Origin of the sequence: Paraburkholderia sp. CNPSo 3274, assembly GCF_024206475.1 — a bacterium.
Lineage (GTDB): Bacteria > Pseudomonadota > Gammaproteobacteria > Burkholderiales > Burkholderiaceae > Paraburkholderia.
Genome location: NZ_JAMBPR010000002.1, coordinates 38,721 through 61,483, shown reverse-complemented (window position 1 = coordinate 61,483; position 22,763 = coordinate 38,721). Strand labels below are relative to the sequence as shown.

The following is a 22,763-nucleotide window of genomic DNA, read 5'->3' as shown; positions in this document are numbered from 1 at the left end:
AGCAGGCAATGAGCAAGTGGAATCTGGTTATCAAGGTCGGGCAGTGCGAGAACTGCCAGAACTGCGTCATCGCTGCACGGGATGAGCACGTTGGCAATGACTTTCCTGGGTATGCCGCGCCTGCCGCGGCCAGTGCCGAAAGCCCCATTCGCATCCTGCGCCGCGTGCAGGGCGAGTCCCACATGGTCGCAACGACGTACTTGCCGGTGATGTGCAATCACTGCGACGACGCACCCTGCATGCGCGTCGGTGGCGATGCGATCCGCAAGCGCGCCGACGGCATCGTCATCATTGACCCGGACAAGGCACGAGGGCGCAAAGACATCGTCAAGTCCTGTCCATACAAGGCGATAGTCTGGAACGAGGAACTGCAACTGCCGCAGACCTGGATCTTCGACGCGCATCTGCTCGACCAGGGGTGGCAACATCCGCGATGCGAACAGTCGTGCCCGACGGGCGTATTCGAAACCATCAAGCTCGATGACGCGGCGATGGCACTGAAAGCACGACGGGAAGGACTCAGGGTTTTGGAGCCCAAACTCAAAACAAAGCCCCGTGTGTGGTATCGCGGCCTCGAACGCTGGGATAACTGTTTTATTGGCGGTAGCGTCAGTGCACAGGTGGGGCAGGTAGACGAGTGCGTGGCCGAGGCTGCCGTCGCGTTGTATACGGGTGACCAGAAGGTTGCCGATACCGTCACGGACGCCTTTGGCGACTTCCGGTTCGCAGGACTGGACAAAGCCAGCGGGCGCTATCGAATCGAAATACGTCATGACCTCGGCAATGCGTCGCGTGAATGTCTGTTGGGCGAAAGCGTCTATCTGGGCGAGATCGAGCTCGCCCGGTCGACCAACGAAGTCGAGGCTGCCTGACGCCACACCAGGAAAACTTTGCTGGAGACGGCAGACGGATGGCCGTCAGTACCGCCGGACTGATGATGTGCGGGCGGGGGTATGGGCAAAGCGGTGCAGCCACGTCGCGTGCTGCCGGATTACATCGACGTTTCTTTCACCCCGCCCTCATTTTAGTGATTGACTAAATAATCATAAATGAGTGTAATATACAAACAATCTGGCAATCCGAACACGTGTTGACTTATTGAGAAACCGCCGCCCGACAGGCGCGCGCCTTCGTTCCGGCGAACGCCGAACGCCGAACGCGTCGTTCGGTAAGCGCTACATCATGAAGCACGAACGCTTGACACACGCACAAAGGAAGCAGCAGACCCAAGAGCGCCTTTTTGACTCGGCAAGAACCGTTTTCCTTGAGAAGGGCGTGTCCGCTACGAGCGTGGAAGACATCGCTGAGGCGGCGGGTTACACACGCGGAGCCTTCTACTCGAATTTCTGCAACAAACAGGAAGTGCTGGCTGAACTGTTGCGGCGAGATGCAGTTCTGGCGCACGAGAACCTGCAAACCATCATCGAGAAGGGCGGCACGCCCAAAGAGATGCTTGCTCGCGCGATAGCCGCCTGCCACAAGGGGGAACTCGACAGCGATTGCTTCCCCCTTTGGGTCGAGGCTCAACTCCTCGCGCGTGGGGACGGCGCGTTCGGCGAGCGTCTTGATGCATTGCGGCGCGAAAAGCTCGTAGAGGTCAGTGCCTGCATACGGACGCTCCCGGTTGATGCCGATAGCACGTCGCAGGTGGACGCTGATGCGCTCGCGATCGCACTGGTGAGTCTGTGCGATGGCATTCAGTTCTTCAGGATGTGTAATCCGCAGACCGTGAAGGACCTGGCAATCCCGTCAGCGCTTGCCGAACTGGCTTCGTGCATGTCGTGGCAAAAGCGGGAAGAAAAACGATCCGTCGCGCAGCGCGCGAGAGAAACCGCGTGAAATACACACGCCGCGGTTCGCTGCATCTGTATCGCGCAGGAAGTGTTGAAGCTCGGAAATCCGGGTTACGAAAGTTCGGCGGCCGGACACCGATCAATGCAGACGCAATGATTTACGCCAGGGGCCCGTAATCGCTGCGACCGAAAACTCGCAATATTCGCGTTTACCGTCGATCAGTGGCTCGTGGTCAGTAGCCAGCGGCGCGCCATCCAGACGCCACAAGACGAATCTCAGGCGCGACCGGCAATACCGTAACAGTGATACTTGGTTTATCTAAACGATGGAATATATCGAAAGTTTGCGCCTTTTTCGCACCATCGTCGAAGTCAAAAACTTCCGACGCGCAGGCGAAATGATGGACCTGTCACCCTCGGTCGTTTCCCGGGCGATCGCGTCGCTGGAAGAGCGACTTGGCGCACGACTGTTTCACCGGTCGACTCGGCAATTTTCGTTGACGGAAGCCGCGGAGTGCTTTTACGACGGGTGTTGCCGCGTCCTCGACGATCTGGATTGCATGGAAGCGAGCGCTGCGGGCCATGGCCGGCTGCCGACGGGAGTGTTGCGACTGGTTGCGCACACGACGGCTGCCCTGACGTGGTTGGCGCCGTTGATTGCGTCGTTCAGACGCAAACATGAAAATGTCACTCTCGATATCACGCTAACTGAGCGGCCCGTTGACCTGACGGCCGACGGTTATGACCTGGGTATTGTGCTGCCTTTCATGCTGGCAACGGATCTGGCGGTGACACGGCTTCTCCAGCGGTTGCCACTCGTCATCGTGACAACGGAAGCCTACCTTGGCGGCCATCCTCGACCACGGCATCCTACTGACCTAGAGCAACATGCATTCGTGACGGTTCCACCATCGATGCACAAGCCATTCGTCACGTTTCGGATAGAACAGGAAAACGTCGCTGTCCCGATCAACTACGAGATAGCGTCGAACAATCCGATCTTTAACCGCGACGTCATTCTGGAGGGATTGGGCATCGGTCTGCTTCCCATCACGCTTGTGGAAGAAGACATCAAGTCGGGACGACTCGTTCGACTTCTGGAAGACTTTGAGATCACGGATACTGCGGCGGGAGTCCGGCTCGCATACATAGGCCGCGCATTGTTGCCAGCGAAGGTGAGAGCGTTTATCGATCACGCCACGGAGTTTTTCGAAGTTGGTCCGGACAGCACCACTCATGCGTCACAGATCGGCCGGGAGCGCCGCTGATACACTGGGCATGCAGGAAGCTGATCTATTGCTTACTGACATCTCATTGCCTGAAGTGTCGGATGTCTCAATGCGCAAGCCTGTCGTAACGTTTCGGACAGCTTTGGAAGACCTTTCCCGTCTCGATTCGTTACGAGAATATGTCCATTAATCCAGTATTCCACGAGCCACGCGTGGCGTGGGCCACCTCTCTCCAGGCATCATGCCGGGTGCGTTTGGGAGATGAGGGCCTCAATGTTGCACCCGCCGCTCGGAGACCTTGAATCGGCGTGACTGCAGGCTGAAGACGGACGACACAGGGGGCTTTTGCTCAAAAGTACCCGGCCAAGGCGGGCGCATCGGATTGCCAGTCGCAGCGAGGCCGTAGAATACGTGCTTGCCCTATTGCGCTCCCAGCCGGCCGCTACATCTCAACGATCCGACCGATGAAACGCCTACCGCCCCTCAACTGGCTTTGGGCCTTCGAATCATCAGCACGGCATCTGAGTTTTACGCATGCTGCGTCCGAGCTGAATCTGACCCAAGCTGCAGTCAGCCAGCAGGTGAAGGGGTTAGAGTCGCACCTGGGTACCGCCCTCTTGAAGCGTCTGCCGCGCGGAATAGCCATGGAAAATGGACCGGGCTGCGTGCGGAAAGGCTAACTTGGGACAAACTACTCCCAGTCTGCGCGCCTGGTCTGCCGTCACGCAAGGCGCCATTGTCGTCGGCGAAACATCTGATCCATCACGAACTGCTGCACGTGCTCGGCTACGAGGAAGGCTGGGGATACTGGCTCAAGAAGGCCGGTGCGACAAAGGTCGACTCATCGAAGGGTATGCAGTTTGATACGTTGATCTCCGCGCTGAAGGCGGCCGAACTCGGACAGGGTGTCGCGCTCGCCCGGTCGTCGCTCGTGGAGCGGATGCTGGCGTCCGGACATTTGATCGCACCGCTGAAACGTTATTTGCCGACTCAGGAAGCGTTTTATCTTACGTATTCGCCGCATCAGATCGTCAATCCCAACGCAGCCGCATTTGCCACCTGGCTGACCTCTACAGCACGCGACGCACGTACCTAAGACTGGGGCGTGGCGTGCATGGCCGCCATTCTGGCGGGCTGCCATAAAAATAATTGACCCATTGTCGTTTTTTTTATTGCTTTACCCGTTTCTCGTTCTAGCCGAAAGTGAGCCCAGATGCTCCGCATGCGCTAACCGCCTAGCGGTTCGGGCGGCGGCGCACGAAAGGGATATTGCGATCGACAGTCGTCGATAGGCAATGGATCAGGAGACGAGGCGGAAATGAAGGAAGTGAATAATGCGCGCCCATTGGATGGCGTGAACGTGGTCGATTTCGGTCAGTATATTGCTGGCCACCACGGTGGCGATGATCCTCGCTGACCTCGGCGCGACGGTCGTACACGTGGATCCGCCCGGGGGACCGCTCTGGAACAGCCCCGCGAACGCAGTGCTAAACCGCAACAAGCTCTGCATTCGATTGGACCTCAAGAGCGCGAGGGGCGTTCCGATGCGCTCGATCTGATCAGCGGTGCGGAGATCGTGATTGAAAATTTCCGTCCAGGCGTGATGACCCGCCGCGGGCTGGATTTCGCGCACCTGCGTGCGCAACGACCAGACCTGATCACGTTGTCGTTGCCCGGCTTCGCGAGCAACGACACGTTGCGGTGCGACTGGCGGGCGTTCGAGCCGATCATCGCGTCGGCGTCCGGGGTCTTCACGGACATGGGGCAGAACCGTGTCCTGATGGGTATTGATCCCAGCTTTTCGCCGCTGCCGCTCGCTTCCGCATACGGCACGATGCTCGGGGCGTCGGCCGTTGTGCTGGCACTGCAGGCGCGCGAACGCACAGGCTGTGGCGATCATATCGAGGTGCCGCTTGCGTCCGCCGTGCTGGAGGGCCTTTCGTATAACTCGATTCAGATCGACGGATATCCGGCGCGCTACAAGACGCCGCGTGAAAAGGAGATCGAACGGCGTCGCGCGACTGGGGCCACAATGGATCTCTCGTACGACGACTTACAAGAGTACCTGGATCCGTTCTATCGCACCTACGAATGCGCTGACGGCAGAAAATTCTACGCCGTCTGCCCTTCGCACCGGTCACACGCGAAGCGTTGCCTGCAGGCGATGGGTCTCTATGATGAATTTGTCGAGACCGGATTGCCCACCGTGAGTGATCCATATCGATCTGTTGCTGAATGGGAGGGCGTTGTTGATTCGTCGGAATGGAGCCAGTCAGATAGGGCTCTCGATCTGGCCTTAGCCGACCCTTGTCTGTCACTCGTTGATTGTCAGCGACTGGCCGCTGTGGATACAAATTCGGACGGACATCTGGCGGGATACACGGCAATAGACGAATGAGTATGATCAAAGCGGCAAGCAGCGTGCAGTCGCACGATTCTGCCCAGAACGCGGCGTCAATATTCAGGTATTAATTCAGCCGCTATCGCATTTTTTCCACGCGATGCCCTCATTTTTTCACTACGTTTACGCGGCATGGCTTACCCTGACACAGGGTTGAAACCGGAGGGACATCTGGACGCTGCTAATGGGTTCGTCCGTATGGCGACGCGTCGCAGCTTCAACTCGCGGCGACGCTCGTTCGCGCTCGTGCGAGTCGTTCGCCGCCGAGCGCGTGAACAAGCACGCACGGTCAGTCGTGCGCATCAACACCGATAAGGAGTCGAAATGTCGGACCCTGACAGTTATCCCATATGCCGCTCACCTCTGCCTTTGTTTTTAAGTGAGGAAAGCAGGTAGACCTCTGTCGCCGCGCCAATGATCCGCCCGGTCTTCCGTGTCTACTGGCTTTCCACAATAACGCGTCAAGCCAGACGCACGGAGCACAATCATGAACTTCGGCCTCCTCCTGTCGAACCTGCCGCACGTCGACGAAGCACGTGTCCAGTACGACGCGATACTTTCGCTGCAAACGCGGGAACAGCACCGGTTCGCAGCCTTCTGGCGCCGCCTGAAAGCCCTCATGTCCTGAGCAACTGCGGGGGCTTCCCACCATTCTTGTGGAGTGAACTGCGGTTGGGCGTACGCAAAATCATACGACTGCTTTGGAGTACCGAACCGCCAACGAGCGCGTGCGGCGTGGCCGCCATGGATGAGGTTGCACCCAGCTCTAGAACTGCTGGCGTCCGTGAGTTCGACCGCAAGCGTCATGTCCCCTTCAGCACTGCAACACCACAGCATCGCGGCGCGAAGGTCATCTAGATGCGGCACGTAGCCGTCTTTCCAATCAACGTCGACCCGTAGCTCCGTCTGCCGCTCGGCGGCACGAAAAATCTCAAGGAAGTAGCGTTCGTGCCGCCTCGACGATTCGCTCATCGAACTACTCGCACGTAGTTTCTCCCGCGCGTATGCGCGAGTTGATTCGAGCAGCCGATACCGGACGTTGCCACTACCCGAGGCCACCGAAACAAGCGACTTGTCGACGAGCTGCATCAAAGGCCGTGACAACTGCGTGCGGCGCAAGCGCTGCGCAACTCGCCATTTCCTGCGCGGATGCCAAGATGAAAGTCCCCGCGAAAAGGCTCAACCGGTTCAGCACCGATCGCTGTTCGTCGGACAACAGGCTGTAGCTCCTCGCGTTTCAACGTGTGCAGGACCGCATCCGGCGCGGGCCACAGTTTTTAGCGCACCACCGCGTTGCGCAACTTATTGCTTGATCTGGTCGATGCGCGACAGAAACGTCGACAGGATCGCGGAGCGGTTGTTCCGGTTATAGCCGACCACAAGCTCGATTCTCGGCGGTTCGCCCTTGAGCGGCCGGCTTGTCACCGACCAGGGTAGCAGTTTCTCGGCATAGGCAGGCAGCAGCGCAACCCCCCTCGTCGAAGCGATCAGTGACATTGCCATCGTGAGGTTGTGGACACGATGTGCCGGCTCGATGACGACGTCGTTCGCCGCCAGGTAGTTCTCGATTGCGCGACGCATCGGGCCGGCCACGTCCGAGCCGCTGATGAACAGCTCACCCGCCAGTTCATGCACGTCAATTTCCTCGAGATCCGCCAGATGATGGTCGCTCGGCATCAGGACGACGAAAGGTTCGCGCGCAACCGTCACGTACTCGAGGTCGGGCCGGTTGGCTTCGGCGCGCATGAACGCGACATCCAGCCGACCCGTCGACAATCCTTCGGCCAGATCCGGGGAGTGTTCGCTCGACACCGTCATCTCCAGGGTCTGCAGGTCGGCCGCGAGCACACGCGTCGCTTCACCAAGCCAGGTCACTTCCTGCCCGCTCAGGAAGCCCAAGGCGAACGTCGGCTTTGACGGCCGGCCCGCACGCCGCGCGGCCTCGCACGCCGCGTCGACCTGGGCCAGGGCGAGGCGCGCATGGTCGAGAAATGCCTTGCCGGAATCGGTCAGCTCGATGCCGCGCGCGCTGCGCAGAAACAGCTGTGCACCGACCTCGTATTCGAGATCCCGGATCTGCCGGCTCAGGGACGGCTGGGACGTGAAAAGGCGCCGCTCCGCGGCGACGGTCAGGCTGCCTTCTTCTGCCACAGCAACGAAATACCGCAGATGTCGCAGCTCCATGCGCGCAGTCCTTTATGGTTGGCCATGCCTGCCAGGTATGGTGACCAGCTTACAAAGTCTTTTTCAGCCGGGCAAGGGCCAACTATCGTTCGACTCCAGCAGAAGACGAAACCGTCTCTCGCCTCAACGTTAGCAAGCTGCTGGAAGGAGCCGGTCATGAAGACCCTCGCAGGAAAGACCGCGCTCGTGACGGGCGCTTCGCGCGGTATCGGACGCGCCGCCGCGCTTGCGCTCGCGCAGGCCGGCGCACAGGTCATCGTCCACTATGGCCACCGCGGACATGATGCTGAGGTTGTCGTTGCCCAGATCACTGCGGCGGGCAGCCGTGCGCGTGCCATTCAGGCCGATCTGGCCGAGTCCGACGCGCCGCACAGGCTCGCGCGCCAGGTGCGGAGAATCGTCGGAGAACGGCTCGACATCCTCGTTGCCAATGCAGGCATCGCGAAGGCCGCCACGCTTGAGGAAACGGGCGTCGAGGACTTCGACGAACTTTTCGCAATCAACGTTCGCGCTCCGTATTTTCTCATCCAGCAACTGCTGCCGATCATGTGCAGGGGCAGCAACGTCGCGCTGCTATCGTCGCTTGCGGCCCGTGCTGCGGTGGGCGAGCTGTCAGCGTATGCCGCCACGAAAGGCGCTATCGATATCCTCGTGCGCCACTTCGCGGCGGACCTTGGACCGCGCGGCATCCGCGTGAATGCGGTCGCGCCAGGCGTGGTGCAGACCGACATGTCGACCTTTACCCGCAGTGAGAAGGGCCGCGACATGACACTCAGCCTGCAGGCCTTCAAACAGCTTGCGGAACCCGAGGACATCGCCGCTGCGATCACCTTTCTCGCGTCCGACCAGGCCAGATGGACCACGGGGACGACGATCCGTGTGGATGGCGGCTCAAAGCTCTGAACGCGTCGATTACGGCCGTGCCTGCCATACATCCTTAACGATTCACGAAAACCGGAACACATCATGACGCAAACCACCTCAGTTCAGCCCCCGCGCGCACCCGCCTGGCTCGCAGTTCTTTCGATTGCATTGAGCGCTACCGTCTTCTGCACCACCGAATTTCTCCCCGTCGGACTGTTGCGCTATATCAGCCAGGGGCTGGGTGTCACCGACGGCACCGCAGGCATCATGGTGACGGCGCCCGGGCTGCTGGCCGCCATCGCCGCGCCATTCCTGACCGTGGCGGTCGGGAGTTTCGACCGTCGTCGCGTACTGCTGGGCCTGGGACTGCTGCTCGTGGTCTCGAATCTGACCGCCATGCTGGCGCCGAATTTCGGGATTCTCATCGTCGCCCGCGCACTGTTCGGATTTGGCATCGGCGGATTCTGGGCGATCAGCGTGGGTCTCGGCGCGCGACTCGTGCAGGAGCAGCATGTTGGCCGGGCCACATCGCTGATCTTCGCGGGCGTGTCGCTCGGCATGCTGATTGGCGGGCCGGCCGGCGCGCTGCTGGGCGAACTGGCCGGCTGGCGCGCCGCGTTCGGTGCCGCACTCGTGTTGTCCGTTGCCGCGTTGCTGGCGCAATGGCTCGCGTTGCCGTCGCTGCACGTCGAACAGCGAATCGGTGCGCGCAACCTGCTCGGAATCTTCGGTACGCGACCGGCCCGCGTTGGGCTGATCGCGATGACGCTGGCCCTGTGCGGACAGTTTGCTGCCTATACCTATATCACGCCGTTTCTCGCGACGGTGTCGGGCTTTGGCGGCACGGTCATTTCGTCGCTGCTTCTCGGTTACACGCTCATCGGTCTGGCCGGCAATTTCATCGGCGGCTCGGCTGCGCAGCGTAACGTCAAGACGACCCTGATCGCGAGCATCCTGTTTATCGCGTTGTCGCTCGCCGTGCTGCCCTCGCTCGGCACCAGCCGGCCGTGGGTGCTGGTGGCGCTCGCCGCTTGGGGAGCGGCGTACGGCGCGCTGCCCGTCGCGCTGCAGATGTGGATGGCGCAGGCAACGCGTGAAATACGCGAAGGCGGCATGGCGCTCTTCGTCGCCAATTTTCAGATATCAATTGCCTTGGGTTCATTCGCCGGTGGCCGGGTCGTCGACGGGTTCGGCCTCCTCAATACGATGTTGCTCGGCGCTGGACTGGCAGTCCTCTCGATCCTCACGCTCACGCTGGCAGGGGAGCGCTCGCGCAGCACGGAAGAGGCCGCGACCTCATGAAAGCATCTCGCGGGCCGCAAGCGGGCGGCTCGCCGCCCTCCGCTGTTCCGACAAGGAGTTGATCATGTCCACCATGCATTCGAACGACAAGCCCGTCAGGTTTCCGGGCCCCGAGCATCCGATCACAATCGAGCGCCACCCATCGAGAATCGTCGTCAAGGCCGGCGGCAAGGTGATCGCGGATACCCGCGAGGCGCACGCTGCGCGAGGCGAGCGCTACGCGGCCGTTTTCGACGCTAACGTGCTCGGCACCCTGCTCGCGATGAAGCACGAGCTGCGCGTGATGAGCGCGCAGCAGCGCGGCAGCATCGTCAACGTGTCGTCGACGATGGGTCTGCGTGGCGCGGCCGGCATGTCCCTTTACGCGGCCAGCAAGCACGCGGTTGAAGGCCTCACGAAGTCTGCGGCACTGGAAGCGGCCGCGTCGGGCGTGCGCGTGAATGCCGTCGCGCCCGGCCCCATCGACACGGAGATGCTCACCCGGCTGACCGGCTCCAGCGAGCGCAAGGCCGCCATGCTGTCGAGCGTTCCGCTCAAGCGCGCTGGAACGCCCGAGGAAATCGCCGAAGCCATCGTCTTCGTCGGATCGGGCAAGGCCAGCTATATGACCGGCGAAGTCCTGCGCGTCAATGGCGGCAGGACCGCCTGAAGCTGTCGGATGACAGGAGAACAACATGTCCTCAAGCCATACGCCGCAATTTGACGATCTACCCCCGGTCATGAAAGAAGTCCGGACCCGTCCACTGTTCGTGGTCCGTCTGGGCGTCTGACCGATCGTGACGGTCGGTCAGACGCGAGGCACCTTGCGCCGCCCCGGCATCGTCGAGTCCGGCACATTCCAGGGCGACCGGCTCACCGGCACCGTGCTGGACGGCGGCATGGTCCGGCCGACGTGATCCAGCGCCTGGAACATGGGGAAGTCGTCGACCCCGCAAGCAACTACTTGCGCATCAACCCCGTGTTCGACGCGCCGGCCGGACGCTACGAATGGCTGAACGGCATTCTGGCTGTCGGCCTCCGCCACCGCTTCACGTATGGCCCCGTGTACAGCGTATTCGAAGTGCTCTGATACTCACTGGAGAACAAAATGACCACGACCACCCCCGCACAGAACAAGGCTCTGCTACTCGAAGCCTTCGATACGCTCTTCAACCAGCGCGACTACGCTGCCGCCGAGCGCTTCTGGTCGGATGCCTATATCCAGCACAGCGCGCACATTGCGCCCGGTCGTGAAGGCTTGTTCGACCTGATCCGTACGCTGCCCGACACCTTGCGCTACGAAAACCAGCTCGTGGTGGCCGAGGGCGACTACGTGATCGCGCACGGCAGGTTTTCCGGGAACGGCAGGCCAGCCGCATGGATTGCCGCCGACATCGTGCGTTTCGAGAACGGCAGGCTGGCCGAGCACTGGGACGTGCTCCAGGACGAGGCCAGCGCGGTGCAGTCGGTCAGCGGCCTGCCCATGTTCGGCGAACGTTTCCCGTCCTGATCCGCGCAGGGCAACCGTCAGCCATGCACGCCCCATACCCGTCAGGCATGGCCGCGTGCCTACAAAGTCTTTTTCCTGTTGCCGCCCAACACGTACATTACCCATCAACAGACACCGCCACACGAGATCCTCAGGCAAGTGACTGGATTGGAAAAGCAGCACCCCATGCATTTCAGACATACCGGAATTGAACCGATCAACTCATCTGAAAGGATCACGATCATGGCCCACCTGAACCACCACTCCGCGCCGACACAGTACGTTGAAGCAAACGGCATCCGCTTCGCCTATCGCCGCTTCGGCAGTCCCGAAGGCGTTCCGCTCGTCATGAACATCCACTTCACCGGCACCATGGATCACTGGGATCCCGCGGTGACCGACGGCCTCGCCGCGGGCCGTGAGGTCATCCTGTTCAACAACGCTGGTATTTCGAGCACCTCGGGCAGCGTCCCCGAATCGATCGAGGAAATGGCCGCCAATGCTGCCGCGTTCATCCGTGCGCTCGGCCTTGAGCAGGTCGATGTGCTGGGTTTCTCGATGGGTGGTCTGATCGCCCAGACGCTCGCCATTGCGGAGCCCACGCTGGTTCGCCGCCTGATCCTTGTCGGAACGGGCCCGCGCAGCGGAGAAGGCATGGCCTCGCTGACGCCCGAAGCCCAGGACATCTTCGGTGCAACCTATGCCGAGCCGGACCATCTCTGGCTGAGCGTGCATTTCTCGCCGACCGGGACGAGCCAGGCAGCCGGACGGGCGTTCCTCGAACGCTTCCGGCGCCGCACCGAAAACCGTGATCCGGCGGCCAACGAAGCCGTGGCACCGGCCCAGCTCGCGGCACTCGCGAAATGGGGCGCGCCGCAAGACAACCCGTATGCCTACCTGTCGGCACTCAGCCAGCCGACTCTGGTCGTCAATGGTGACAACGACGTCATCATTTACACGGTCAATTCGCTGATTCTGCGCAAGCACATCCCCAATGCCCAACTGATCATCTATCCGGACGCCAATCACGGCTCGCTCTATCAATACCCGGAGCGGTTCGTGGAAGACGTTTCCAGATTCCTTTCCTGAGCCGTTAGTCGTTATCACCGCACTTTCACCATTTCATTCAAGGAATATTAATCGTGACTACTAATCTAAAAGGCAAGACCGCCCTCGTTACGGGCGCTTCGCGCGGCATCGGCCGTGCAACCGCACTGGCCCTGGCAGCAGCGGGCGCGCGCGTGCTCGTGCATTTCGGCAGCGACGAAAAGGCTGCGAATTCCGTGGTCGAGACCATCCGCGCGGCCGGCGGATCTGCCGACAAGGTCGCGGCAGATCTGAGCGCCGCAAACGGCCCTCACGAACTGGCCCGTCAGGTACGTACGCTGGTCGGTGACCGACTCGACATTTTCGTTGCGAACGCTGGCATCTCGAAGGCCGCGTCCATCGCGGAAACGACGGTCGACGACTTCGACCGCCTGTTCGCCGTCAACGTGCGCGCCCCATACTTCCTCGTCCAGCAACTGCTGCCTGTGCTGGGCGAGGGCAGCAGCGTGGTCCTGCTGTCCTCGCTTGCAGCCCGCGCTTCGGTGGGCAACCTGTCGGCGTACGCCGCGACCAAGGGTGCTATCGACACCCTGGTCAAGCACTTCGCCGCATCGCTTGGCGAGCGTGGCATCCGCGTAAACGCAATCGCGCCGGGCGTCGTCGAGACCGACATGTCGAATTTCGCCAAAACCGAAGCGGGGCGGGACTACACGCTTGGCATGCAGGCCCTCAAGCGTGTCGCGCAGCCCGACGACATCGCGGGCGCGGCCCTGTTCCTCGCATCCGACGCTGCGCGCTGGGTGACGGGCGACACGCTGCGTGTCGATGGCGGCTCGAAGCTCTGATAGTCCGGAGACGGCCATGACCCACGCAGCCTGCCCGGCCGTTCCCGCGAATCAACGCGGGAGCACCCGTCGATATAAGCATGTCGCGCGCGGACGCCGGGCCAGCTTCTGGGTCTCGGCCGGCGTGGTCGCGCATACCCTCTGGACCAGCGCGGCGCCGGCCATGACGTACCGGCTCTACGCAAGCGAATGGCATCTCACCCAGACGACCACGGCCGAAATCTTCGCGGTCTACCCGATCGTGGTTGTCAGCGTGCTGATCCTGTTCGGCGGCCTGTCCGACCAGATCGGCTGGCGGGCGACAATGTTGCTCGGTCTGGGCGCCTCGTTCCTCGGCGCGCTGACACTTGCGCTCGCCCACGATGTCTCATGGCTTTTTGTGGCCCGGGCATTCATGGGCGTCGGCATCGGCCTGACCGCCGGACCGTCGACGGCGGCGATGGTCGAATTCAACGAGGGCGGGGCGCCACGCCGTGCTTCCGTGGTTGCCACGGCCGCCCAGGCCGCCGGCTTCGCGGCGGCGCTCATCGTCGGCGGCGCACTGACGCAATACGCGCCCTGGCCCCTGCATCTGGCTTTCTGGTTGCTGGCTCTCCTGATCGCAGCCTTGTTCACTGTCACGTGGTTCCTGCCCCTGCAGGCAGAGCAGGACGCCGCAGGCGGCTGGACGCCCAGTTTGCCGTCCGTGCCCCAGAGCGCCCGCAAGGCCTTCATGGTCGCTGCGTTTGCCATGATCACCGCCTATACCCACGGTGTCATGATCCTGTCGCTCGGCGGACAGATCGCGCACGACCTGGTCCGATCCCCGAACACGCTCGTCAACGGCTCGATCCTCGCGGTCTTCGCCATCACGTCCGGCGTTGTGAGTTTGCTGGGCAAATCTCTGTCGGCCCGGACTGCAATGATTGTGGGCGCAGCGGCGTCTGCCGCTGGCATGGGATTGCTTGCGGTTGCAACCGCCTTCCACGGGATGGCACTGTTCCTCTCCGCGACAGCCATGACGGGTGCCGGCTATAGTCTGCTGTTCCTGAGCGCCCTCGACGTCATCAACGGCGCAACACCCGTCGAACGACGAGGTGGCACCCTGTCGGCTCTGTATCTTCTGGGTTATCTGGCCGTTGGCATACTCGCGCCGATTCTGGGACGCGTCGCAACGGTTCACGGACTGGGCGTCGCCGTGTATCTGGGCGCAGGCGTCATCGCTGCCTTGAGTTTCGCCACGCTCGGACTCGCGGTCGGGCTGCGTCGCACCGCGGAACGTTGACTGGCGTTGATGCCCGACTGTAACGCCAAATCTGCCAGGAGTCAGTCGATCCCAGGAAGAAGAGAAACAATGAGAAACGATATCGACCGGATGATCAATTTGATGGTCCGAACGATATTTGAATGGCCAGGCCGCAATGTTCCCGCGGTACGACCACACGACCATTGCCGGAACGAACGCGTCGTTTTAGTGACCGTCTGTTGGATCTGTTCGAAAAATCGTGGGAGGCATGCCCGAACGCTGCAGCGCGTCACGCCATCAGAAGGACACGACCATCCTCCCGCCTACAGATTGGTTGCCTGAAAGCTGATCTGCCTCCACAAGCCGCCATTTCGCCGCCAGACCTACGTCGTCATGATGTGCATGTCGATGCGCTGTCCTGTACCAGCCATTTCGATCGACTGCCGCAGCGGCCCCGTTGCCACTGCCATATCACCCTATACCCGAACGTCGAGACGATCGCGCTCCGCCTTAAGAAAGCGAACCTGCTTGCGCATCATTTTCATGTAGGTGATCTTGTCGTCCACCTTGCCGTTTCCGTGTACATGCACGACGTCGTCCGAAACAAGTTCGTCAAGCGTTTCGATATCCGCTTCGACGAGTGCATGGCAACGTGTGTCCTCAAGACCAACGATCTCACTCTGAATCGTGGCTGTCTGGATGTTATCCATGAAGATTTCCTCGCTCTCGCGCAAGCTGATCCTGCGTCTTTCGATTGTGTCGATTCCGTCGGCCCGGCCCTCGACATGCCGCTGCATGCCGGGAGCAGGGTGTCGTTTCGTGTACAAAGACGTGAAAATGCGTCAGAAGAGTTCGCGAATGCCGATCATCGCGCCCGTCTGATTCGCACCGGCGGAGGGAGTTGACCCTGCCCCGCCCGAGCTGAGCGTGTAGCTAGCCCGAGGACTATTGGTGATGTAACCCAGTTGTCCGTAGACTGCCGTCCGTTTCGAAAGCAGATAAGTAGCGCGCACTGTACTGAGCGTTGCCCGCGTGTCGTGAACGCGATTGATAATTCGATAGACTGTTCCATCGACGATGAAAAAAGGCGTCACCTGGTAGCCGGCTCCGAGATAGAAAAGGTTGGACCTCACGCTAGATACGGTCTGTGCGGCAGGCTCAACCCAGCGGCCAAGCCACCCACCCGAGATGGTTGCACCGGAGAACTTGACGTATGCGTTGAGCAAAACGCGTGTGTCCTTATCACCGCTGCTGGTAATCTTTGTCGGCGCAACGCCGTCGAAGAAATTTGCCGCCGCGTTTGTTCCGCCCCGTTGCTGGTCGTAGGTCGCGACTGCGCCAAAATTCTGCGCGTCGTATTTGGCCATTACGGACCACTGGTGACACTGTTGAAAGTCGCCAGGCACGGATCCGGCACACGTACCCTGTCCAGGCGAGTTCCCGGTTCCCGCCGAATCCCGGCCGAACGAATAGGTCCCACCGAGGGTAACGCCGCCAAATTTTCCCTTGTATGCAACGGTATTATCGCTCCGCGCATTCGGAATATAGTTGTCCAACGAACCGAGACTGTAGATCGCCGGCCCCATGACGTCATTTTCGAGCAGCGCCACATAGGTCATCGTGTACTGACGCCCGAACGTCAGCGCGCCGTAGTTCGAACTCAGACCCAACCAGGCCTGGCGTCCGAAAAGACGTCCTCCCTGACCCATATCGCCGCCTCGGACGTTAAACCCGCTTTCCAGCGTGAAGATCGCTTTGAGCCCCGCGCCCAGGTCTTCGCTACCCCTAATACCCCAGCGTGAGGGCACCGAACCAGTGATGGAGGGCATTCTAACGAGTCCATCGCCCTTCGCGCCTACATGTGAGACGTACTCGAGACCGGTGTCGATGATGCCGTATAGCGTCACAGAGCTTTGAGCCTTTGCTGCACCAGATAATGCACAAACAGCAATAGCTACGAGCGGGCTAAGTTTCTTCATTTTGTCTCCATAACAAATATATTTATGGGCAATTACGCTTTTTTTTATAAAATCTCATGCTGCTTCGACAGCGTCATCGTGACGCCAGCGTCCCGATTTCTAATTGTGTAAGCGATCACATTGACTGGTAGCACCGCGAACAGGAATGGGACCGCAAACAGGTAATACAGATTTGAAGCCTGCCAACCCTTGTCCATCAACACGCCTACCAGCACGGGTGCCACCATTGCACCCAGACGTCCCATTCCGACGGCCCAACCCACACCTGTTGCGCGGGCCGTCGGTGAGTAAAGAAGGGGCGTCAATGCGTAGAGGCCACCCACGCATGCCGAAATCGCTGCGCCCAATACAATTGCAGCAGGCATCGCGAACTGAAGTCGTGAAGCATTCGCGCCGAAAACCACCAACAACACGGTGCTGCCGACCAGAAATGACGTAAGAAGGGTGTTGAGTTTCACCCGGCCGGAAACCAGGCTGAACAGCGTGCAGCCGACAATTCCGCCCACGTTCAGTAGCACGCCGCCCGTTACTCCTTGCGAAGCGGACATACCAGCCTGTACCAGAAGCTTCGGCGTCCAGCTCATTACGAAATAGAAGCCGGCCATTACACATACGAACGCAATCCAGATGAGGACGGTGCGCAGAACCATAAGGGGGGACGGCACCACCACCCCGGCCATCGGGGCGTGCGTCACTTGTGCAATGCGATCCGCGTCCGGCAGTTCATTGACGGTATCGCGCTTCATGCGCTTGAGGATTGCATTGACCCTGGACAGCGCTGCCTTGGGGCGTTTCGCGATGAGGAAATCTAGCGATTCCGGGAGCCCGTAGAGCGCAAGGGGAATAATCAGCAACGTGCAGACTCCGCCGAACAGAAATGCGCTTCTCCAACTGTAATGCGTCAACAGCAGGCCGGTTATAGCGCCGCCGATCGTCGCGCCGAGTGTGTAGCCAGTCGACAGCATGCTGATTGCGCCGCTTCGCCATTTGTTCGACGCGTACTCTGCAGCGATAACGGAAATGCTAGCGAGCATGCCCCCGATCCCAAGTCCCGTGATTACACGCAGGGCGACAAGCTGGTCCAGGGTTTGGGCGAATGCAGATGCCAGCATTCCTGCCGCGATCGCGAACAGACAAAGCAATACCAGTAACCGTCGGCCGATGCGGTCAGCGAAGGGGGCAATGAAAAGCCCCCCTGCTGCCATACCAAACAGCCCTGCGCTGAGCAATGTTCCGAGTTCCTTCCCACTCAGATGCCAGTCTGCTGCAAGGTGCGGTGCGGAAAATGCGACTGCAAGCACATCGAAGCCGTCCAGCATATTCAGTGCAATGCAGACGGCTAACACGAATTTCTGGAACGAGCTCATCGGGCTCTCGTTAATAGCCTCTTTGAGATCCTGCTTCATTGTCTTCCTCCAGTATGGCTGCGCGCTTCGCAGCGATGTATGAGACACGTTGCGTAGCGCAGTCGGACTTCCAGTATGGTTAGTCTGTCGATAGGCTAAGGCGTTTCTCGGTCATCCTTTTAAGAGTCGATGCTGCCGACTCGTTTCTTCGAGCGGTCTTCTGGCAGCTACGCTCACTTACTTCGGTATACTTAATATTGTTTTGATTCTCCTTGATATGATCCTGATCACTCTTTCAGCTTGCGTCGAAAATCCAGGGTTCGAGCGTACGACGGGAGTCCTCATAGCGGCGGATATCAGCCTGCCGTTCAAGGGTCAAGGAAATGTCATCCAGGCCGTTGAGAAGACAGTGCCTGCGAGACGGATCGACCTTGAAGTCGATCACCCAGCCGTCAGGGCCGGTAATGGTCTGAGTATGGAGGTCGACGCTGAGTCGGTGACCCGGGACCACCGTAACCTGCTCAAACAAGCACTGCACCTCCAGGTCCGGCAGGATAATCGGCAGCATGCCGTTCTTGAGGCAATTGCCGTAGAAGATGTCCGCAAAGCTCGGTGCAATCAGCACGCGAATACCGTAGTCGTGCAACGCCCAGGGAGCGTGCTCGCGGCTTGAGCCACAGCCGAAGTTGGCACGCGTCAGCAGGATCGAAGCCCCTTGATAGCGTGCCTCGTTCAAGACGAAATCCGGGTTGCGTGGCCGCACAGAGCAGTCCTGTCCCGGCTCGCCGCGATCGAGATAACGCCACTCGTCGAACAGGTTCTCACCGAAGCCGGTACGCCGGATCGACTTCATGAACTGCTTCGGGATGATCGCGTCGGTATCAACATTGGCCCGGTCAAGCGGCACAACGAGGCCATCCAGCGTGGTGAAGGGCTGCATCAGTGCGACTCCAGGTGAACATCGGTGAAATGGCCGGCTATAGCTGCGGCCGCCGCCATGGCAGGACTGACGAGATGACTTCGTCCACCCGAGCCTTGCCGGCCTTCGAAGTTACGATTCGAGGTCGAAGCGCAACGCTCGCCTGGCGAGAGTCTGTCCTCGTTCATGCCGAGGCACATGGAGCAGCCCGGCTCGCGCCACTCGAAACCCGCGTCAGTGAACACGCGGTCGAGTCCTTCGGCTTCGGCCTGCGCCTTCACAAGCCCCGAGCCTGGAACGGCCAGCGCCAGTTTGATCGTCGGCGCAATGCGCCGCCCCTTAAGCACGGCCGCCGCCGCGCGCAGATCTTCGATGCGGGCGTTGGTGCACGAGCCGATGAATATCTTGGCGGGCCGGATTGACTCGATGGCGGTACCCGGCTCGAGTCCCATGTACGCGAGTGCGGCTTGCATGCCGGCGCGTTTCACGGGATCCGGCTCGAGCGCGGGATCGGGTACCTGCCCGTCGATGGGCTGCACCATTTCCGGCGAAGTGCCCCAGGTCACCATGGGCTTCACGTCAGCCGCATCGATCTGGACTGTCCTGTCGAATTTCGCGTCTTCATCACTAACCAGGGTGCACCAGTACGCGACCGCCTGATCCCATTGCTCACCGCGCGGAGCGAAGGGCCGCCCTTTGAGGTAGTCGATCGTCTTCTGGTCCACAGCAATCAGACCAACGCGTGCACCGGCCTCGATCGCCATGTTGCACAACGTCATCCGCCCCTCCATCGACAGCGCCCTGATGGTATTGCCGCCAAACTCGATGGCGTAGCCCGTGCCGCCGGAAGTGCCTATCACGCCAATGATGTGCAGTATCAGGTCTTTTGCCGTGACGCCTGATGGCAATTCACCATCGACACGCACCAGCATCGGCGTCATCCGTCCAACCGAAAGGCATTGAGTGGCAAGCACGTGCTCCACCTCCGACGTGCCGACACCGAATGCCAACGCGCCAAATGCACCGTGCGTACTCGTATGCGAATCTCCCGCGACTACTGTCATACCAGGCAGCGTAGCGCCTTGCTCGGGACCTATCACATGGATGATCCCCTGGCGCGTATCTGTCAGGCCGAACTCGGTGATGCCGAACTCCTTGCAGTTGCGGCTCAGCTGTTCCACCTGGATGCGCGAAAGCGGATCCGCGATTCCCTGGGAACGCGCGGTCGTCGGCACATTGTGGTCCGCGGTGGCGAGTACTGTCTGCGCGCGCCACGGCTTGCGCCCACTCAACCTCAGGCCTTCGAACGCCTGTGGGCTGGTTACCTCATAAACCAGGTGACGATCGACGTACAACAATGCCGGCCCGTCTACCGCTTCGTGCACGACATGGCGTTGCCAAAGTTTCTCGACCAGAGTCGTTCCCATCACGCACTCCCTTGACCCGTAGCGTTAGATTCGACAGTGCCACCGCATGAGCCAGCGAGGCGATATGCGGCAGCCTGTTCGCCCACACTTTCGGGCGCCGGATAGCGACGGGTCCACGGACCGGCCTTGGCGACCTGCCCGGGCACTTCGTGGCCAACGATCTCCGGCAAACGCCGGGAAAGCGTAAGCATCGAGTCAAGATCGACGCCAGTGTCGTAGCCCATCGCCTCGAACATATGGACCAGGTCCTCGGTGCAGACATTGCCACTGGCTCCTGGCGCAAACGGGCAGTCGCCGAGCCCACCGAGCGAGGCGTCGAAGCAGTCGACCCCGGCTTCCAGCGCAGCCCGCGCGTTTGCCAGACCCATCGAGCGGGTGTCATGGAAATGGAGTGTGAGCGTCAGTTCGGGCCACGCTGTCTTGACTTCGTGGCACAGACGCTTCACTTGAGCCGGGTTGACCATGCCAGTCGTGTCGCACAGCGTCACGCGTCTCACGCCGATCTGCTCGAAACGCTCCAGCAGATCCAGGACCACAGCGTCGGGGACCTCGCCTTCAAACGGGCAGCCAAACGCGGTCGACAGGGACATGTTGACGTGTGCGCGACCCGCCGTCATTGCGACAATATCGGCGAACTGGGCCAGCGACTGCGTCGGCGTCATGCGAAGGTTTGCGAGGTTGGCCCCGCGATCAGCGAGCCGAGTTCGAGCACCTTGACGCCCACAAAGCGGCATTGCATCCGCCGTGGGTTCGCTCGGCTGGTGAGTCGGCTTGTCCTTCATGACTGTGCCATCCGCACCGTCAGTTCGCCCAGGCTCGCCACGCGAGCATTGATCACATCCCCCGGCTTCACAGGGCCAACGCCTGCCGGGGTTCCGGTCATGATCACATCGCCTGGCTGCAGCGTGTACATCGCCGACGCATATTCAATCAGGTGCTGAACGTTGTAGATCAGGTACCTGGTATTGGACTTCTGGCGCGGCTCGCCATTGACCGTCAGTTCGAGATCGAGCGCGTTCGGGTCCGCAATCTCGTCGGCAGTCGTGATCCACGGCCCGATGACCGCGAACGTGTCGGCCGACTTGCGGAATCCCGCGAATTCGGGGCCGCGCACAGTCATGTCCAGCGCGACGCAGTAACCGAAGACGTACTCGAGAGCGCGCTCGCGCGGTACCCGCTTCGCCTGTTTGCCGATGATCACGCCCAGTTCGACCTCGTGGTCAGTGCGGCGCTCCGGAAACGGAAACTCGACAATGCCGTCCGGGCCGTTCAGCGCGGTCGGCGCCTTGATAAACAGACCGAACTGTTCAAGCGTCGTGAACGTCTTGCCGTTAGCTATCTCTTGGTCGGCATTGGCCTCGTCGATGTGATCACGGTAGTTGATCGGCGCACCGATAATCTTGCCCGGGTTCGCAACGGGGGCTTGAAGCGTCACCTCCGACAGGGCGAGGGTCGTCGCACGAGCCAGGAACGGCTCGATTTGTACCTGGACGCGGGGAAAATTCCCGATGATCCAGTCGTAAGACGGATACGGCCAGCCGGGTTCGCCGAGCGACTTGAACAGGGGCGTGATGTCGTGGACCGCATCGCCGCGGATGACTCCGATACAGTTATCGTTAAAGCGGCAAATCTTCATGGCTTAATCCTGCGTCAAGGTGGGGGTCAACCGCGCTTTTCGCGGTAAAGGCCGAGCTTTTCGTAGACCGGTCGATCGGAATAGACGAACAGCACTGCGTCGTCGCTCGCATCGGCGCTCATGCGCCAGCGGCTCCAGCCGGGCACCACGAATACATCGTTGTCCGAGATGTCGAAGCTGCCGACACCTTCAATCTCGACCGAAGGGGAGCCTTCGACGCCGACGAGGACCGTGCCTTCCACCGACTGGAAGAATTCGGTGGTATAGCCGCGCGGGATGAGGCGCATCGAGGCAGCAATGGTCGGCATTGCCCAACCACCGGTCAGCGGATTGGCGTAGCGAACATTGACACCGTGGCACGCATCGATGTCCGAATTGCGTGCAAGCTCATCGAGGACTTCCCGGGTCCGGGCATACGGGTAATTGAATATCGGGGAGGTCGACCCCGTATCCTTGCTCTCCAGCGGCAGCAGCGCGTCGGCGTACCGCACGAGCACCTGATCGGAGTCTCCTTTGCGAGGAAATTGCGTGGCAGTTTCGTACTCCTCCCGGAATCCGGCGCGCAGAAATGTCACGAGCGGGACATCCAGTCCGTCAAGCCACATCACCGGGCCGGCGCCATCATTGCCGTGGTCGTGCCAGGTCCACGCAGGCGTCACGATAAAATCGCCGCGAAGCATCTCGGTGCGAACGCCGTCGACAGACGTATAGCCTCCGACGCCTTCAAGCACAAAACGCAATGCAGACTGGGTGTGGCGATGTGCGCGTGCGATTTCGCCAGGAAGAATCAGTTGCAAGCCCGCGTAGATCGTATCGGTGGCATTCGGCAAACCGCCCAAACCGGGGTTCTCCAGCATCAGAACGCGTCGCTCCGCTTCTTCGGCGCTCACGACGGTACCGGACTCGATCAGCCGATCACGCATGACAGCCCACCGCCAGGCATGAGGCGTGGCTTTCGGGCGCGGCTCTGCTGGCACAAGCCCTGTCAGTACGTCCCACAATGGGGCGACGTTAAGATCTGCCAGTTGCTCGCGAAACGAGACGGCATTGCTTGCAGGATTTTCCCGCACAGCGACTTTCGGTTGTGCGCTCATCATG

At 60.7% G+C, this 22,763-nt stretch carries 22 protein-coding genes and 2 pseudogenes; 15 read left to right on the top strand and 9 right to left on the bottom strand.

Translation table 11 applies throughout. The annotated features are described in order from the left end of the window. Window positions 1-8 precede the first annotated feature (8 nt). The 7 genes and pseudogenes from M3I54_RS01420 (at window position 9) to M3I54_RS01385 (ending at window position 6,051) form a co-directional block, all read left to right on the top strand. Window positions 9-872, top strand: coding sequence for a 4Fe-4S dicluster domain-containing protein (locus M3I54_RS01420; protein ID WP_254332435.1), 864 nt, complete (start codon window positions 9-11; stop codon window positions 870-872). Window positions 873-1,182: 310 nt separating this feature from the next. Continuing rightward, entirely contained in the window at window positions 1,183-1,839 is a 657-nt protein-coding gene (locus M3I54_RS01415) for a TetR/AcrR family transcriptional regulator (protein ID WP_254332432.1), read from the top strand. 280 nt (window positions 1,840-2,119) lie between these two features. Continuing rightward, window positions 2,120-3,061, top strand: a complete 942-nt coding sequence (locus tag M3I54_RS01410) for a LysR family transcriptional regulator (RefSeq protein ID WP_254332430.1) — start codon at window positions 2,120-2,122, stop codon at window positions 3,059-3,061. A 425-nt stretch (window positions 3,062-3,486) separates the two neighbouring features. Continuing rightward, window positions 3,487-3,669 (top strand): annotated as a pseudogene (locus tag M3I54_RS01405) (LysR family transcriptional regulator); the annotation flags it as partial. A gap of 14 nt (window positions 3,670-3,683) precedes the next feature. Beyond that, the gene (locus M3I54_RS01400) at window positions 3,684-4,118 is read left to right on the top strand and encodes a LysR substrate-binding domain-containing protein (RefSeq protein WP_254332676.1); all 435 of its coding nucleotides are present in this window, start codon (window positions 3,684-3,686) and stop codon (window positions 4,116-4,118) included. A gap of 307 nt (window positions 4,119-4,425) precedes the next feature. Then, window positions 4,426-5,420 (top strand): annotated as a pseudogene (locus M3I54_RS01390) (CoA transferase). A 490-nt stretch (window positions 5,421-5,910) separates the two neighbouring features. Continuing rightward, window positions 5,911-6,051 carry a hypothetical protein gene (locus tag M3I54_RS01385; protein WP_169739126.1) on the top strand — a complete coding sequence of 47 codons (141 nt, stop codon included), beginning with the start codon at window positions 5,911-5,913 and terminating at the stop codon, window positions 6,049-6,051. A 674-nt stretch (window positions 6,052-6,725) separates the two neighbouring features. On the opposite strand, the gene M3I54_RS01380 is transcribed toward M3I54_RS01385, so the two are convergent. Next, on the bottom strand, window positions 6,726-7,607 hold the full coding sequence (locus M3I54_RS01380; RefSeq protein ID WP_254332424.1) for a LysR family transcriptional regulator: 882 nt from the start codon (window positions 7,605-7,607) through the stop codon (window positions 6,726-6,728). A 156-nt stretch (window positions 7,608-7,763) separates the two neighbouring features. Here M3I54_RS01380 and M3I54_RS01375 point away from each other — a divergent pair, with 156 nt between their 5' ends. From M3I54_RS01375 to M3I54_RS01340, 8 genes are all read left to right on the top strand, one after another. Beyond that, window positions 7,764-8,510, top strand: coding sequence for an SDR family NAD(P)-dependent oxidoreductase (locus M3I54_RS01375; RefSeq protein WP_254332423.1), 747 nt, complete (start codon window positions 7,764-7,766; stop codon window positions 8,508-8,510). 63 nt (window positions 8,511-8,573) lie between these two features. Beyond that, on the top strand, window positions 8,574-9,773 hold the full coding sequence (locus M3I54_RS01370) for an MFS transporter (protein WP_254332422.1): 1,200 nt from the start codon (window positions 8,574-8,576) through the stop codon (window positions 9,771-9,773). A gap of 64 nt (window positions 9,774-9,837) precedes the next feature. Beyond that, window positions 9,838-10,422 carry an SDR family NAD(P)-dependent oxidoreductase gene (locus M3I54_RS01365; protein WP_254332421.1) on the top strand — a complete coding sequence of 195 codons (585 nt, stop codon included), beginning with the start codon at window positions 9,838-9,840 and terminating at the stop codon, window positions 10,420-10,422. 243 nt (window positions 10,423-10,665) lie between these two features. Further along, entirely contained in the window at window positions 10,666-10,842 is a 177-nt protein-coding gene (locus M3I54_RS01360) for a DUF3237 family protein (RefSeq protein ID WP_254332419.1), read from the top strand. Between the two features lie 18 nt (window positions 10,843-10,860). After that, entirely contained in the window at window positions 10,861-11,262 is a 402-nt protein-coding gene (locus tag M3I54_RS01355; RefSeq protein ID WP_254332417.1) for a nuclear transport factor 2 family protein, read from the top strand. Window positions 11,263-11,484: 222 nt separating this feature from the next. Further along, the gene (locus M3I54_RS01350; protein WP_254332415.1) at window positions 11,485-12,330 is read left to right on the top strand and encodes an alpha/beta fold hydrolase; all 846 of its coding nucleotides are present in this window, start codon (window positions 11,485-11,487) and stop codon (window positions 12,328-12,330) included. 53 nt (window positions 12,331-12,383) lie between these two features. Further along, window positions 12,384-13,133 (top strand): SDR family oxidoreductase, encoded by a 750-nt coding sequence (locus tag M3I54_RS01345; protein WP_254332414.1) that lies wholly within the window; start codon window positions 12,384-12,386, stop codon window positions 13,131-13,133. Window positions 13,134-13,149: 16 nt separating this feature from the next. Next, window positions 13,150-14,397, top strand: a complete 1,248-nt coding sequence (locus M3I54_RS01340) for an MFS transporter (RefSeq protein ID WP_254332412.1) — start codon at window positions 13,150-13,152, stop codon at window positions 14,395-14,397. A gap of 437 nt (window positions 14,398-14,834) precedes the next feature. Here the strand turns inward: M3I54_RS01340 and M3I54_RS01335 are convergent, their stop codons facing one another. From M3I54_RS01335 to M3I54_RS01300, 8 genes are all read right to left on the bottom strand, one after another. Continuing rightward, a complete protein-coding gene (locus tag M3I54_RS01335; RefSeq protein ID WP_254332410.1) occupies window positions 14,835-15,068 on the bottom strand; it encodes a nuclear transport factor 2 family protein in 234 nt (77 codons plus the stop codon). A 132-nt stretch (window positions 15,069-15,200) separates the two neighbouring features. After that, window positions 15,201-16,337, bottom strand: coding sequence for a porin (locus M3I54_RS01330; RefSeq protein ID WP_254332408.1), 1,137 nt, complete (start codon window positions 16,335-16,337; stop codon window positions 15,201-15,203). A gap of 44 nt (window positions 16,338-16,381) precedes the next feature. Next, window positions 16,382-17,743 carry an MFS transporter gene (locus M3I54_RS01325; RefSeq protein WP_254332406.1) on the bottom strand — a complete coding sequence of 454 codons (1,362 nt, stop codon included), beginning with the start codon at window positions 17,741-17,743 and terminating at the stop codon, window positions 16,382-16,384. Between the two features lie 235 nt (window positions 17,744-17,978). Further along, window positions 17,979-18,623, bottom strand: coding sequence for a 3-isopropylmalate dehydratase small subunit (gene leuD / locus M3I54_RS01320; protein WP_254332404.1), 645 nt, complete (start codon window positions 18,621-18,623; stop codon window positions 17,979-17,981). After that, a complete protein-coding gene (gene leuC / locus M3I54_RS01315; RefSeq protein WP_254332402.1) occupies window positions 18,623-20,029 on the bottom strand; it encodes a 3-isopropylmalate dehydratase large subunit in 1,407 nt (468 codons plus the stop codon). Before leuC ends, leuD begins: the two co-directional genes overlap by 1 nt. Then, on the bottom strand, window positions 20,029-20,691 hold the full coding sequence (locus M3I54_RS01310; protein ID WP_254332400.1) for a hypothetical protein: 663 nt from the start codon (window positions 20,689-20,691) through the stop codon (window positions 20,029-20,031). The genes leuC and M3I54_RS01310 overlap by 1 nt, the downstream gene beginning before the upstream one ends. Window positions 20,692-20,807: 116 nt before the next feature. After that, window positions 20,808-21,665, bottom strand: coding sequence for a fumarylacetoacetate hydrolase family protein (locus tag M3I54_RS01305; protein WP_254332398.1), 858 nt, complete (start codon window positions 21,663-21,665; stop codon window positions 20,808-20,810). Window positions 21,666-21,691: 26 nt separating this feature from the next. Continuing rightward, window positions 21,692-22,762: a cupin domain-containing protein gene (locus M3I54_RS01300; protein WP_254332396.1), complete on the bottom strand. Its 1,071-nt coding sequence runs from the start codon at window positions 22,760-22,762 to the stop codon at window positions 21,692-21,694. Window position 22,763: the final 1 nt, after the last annotated feature.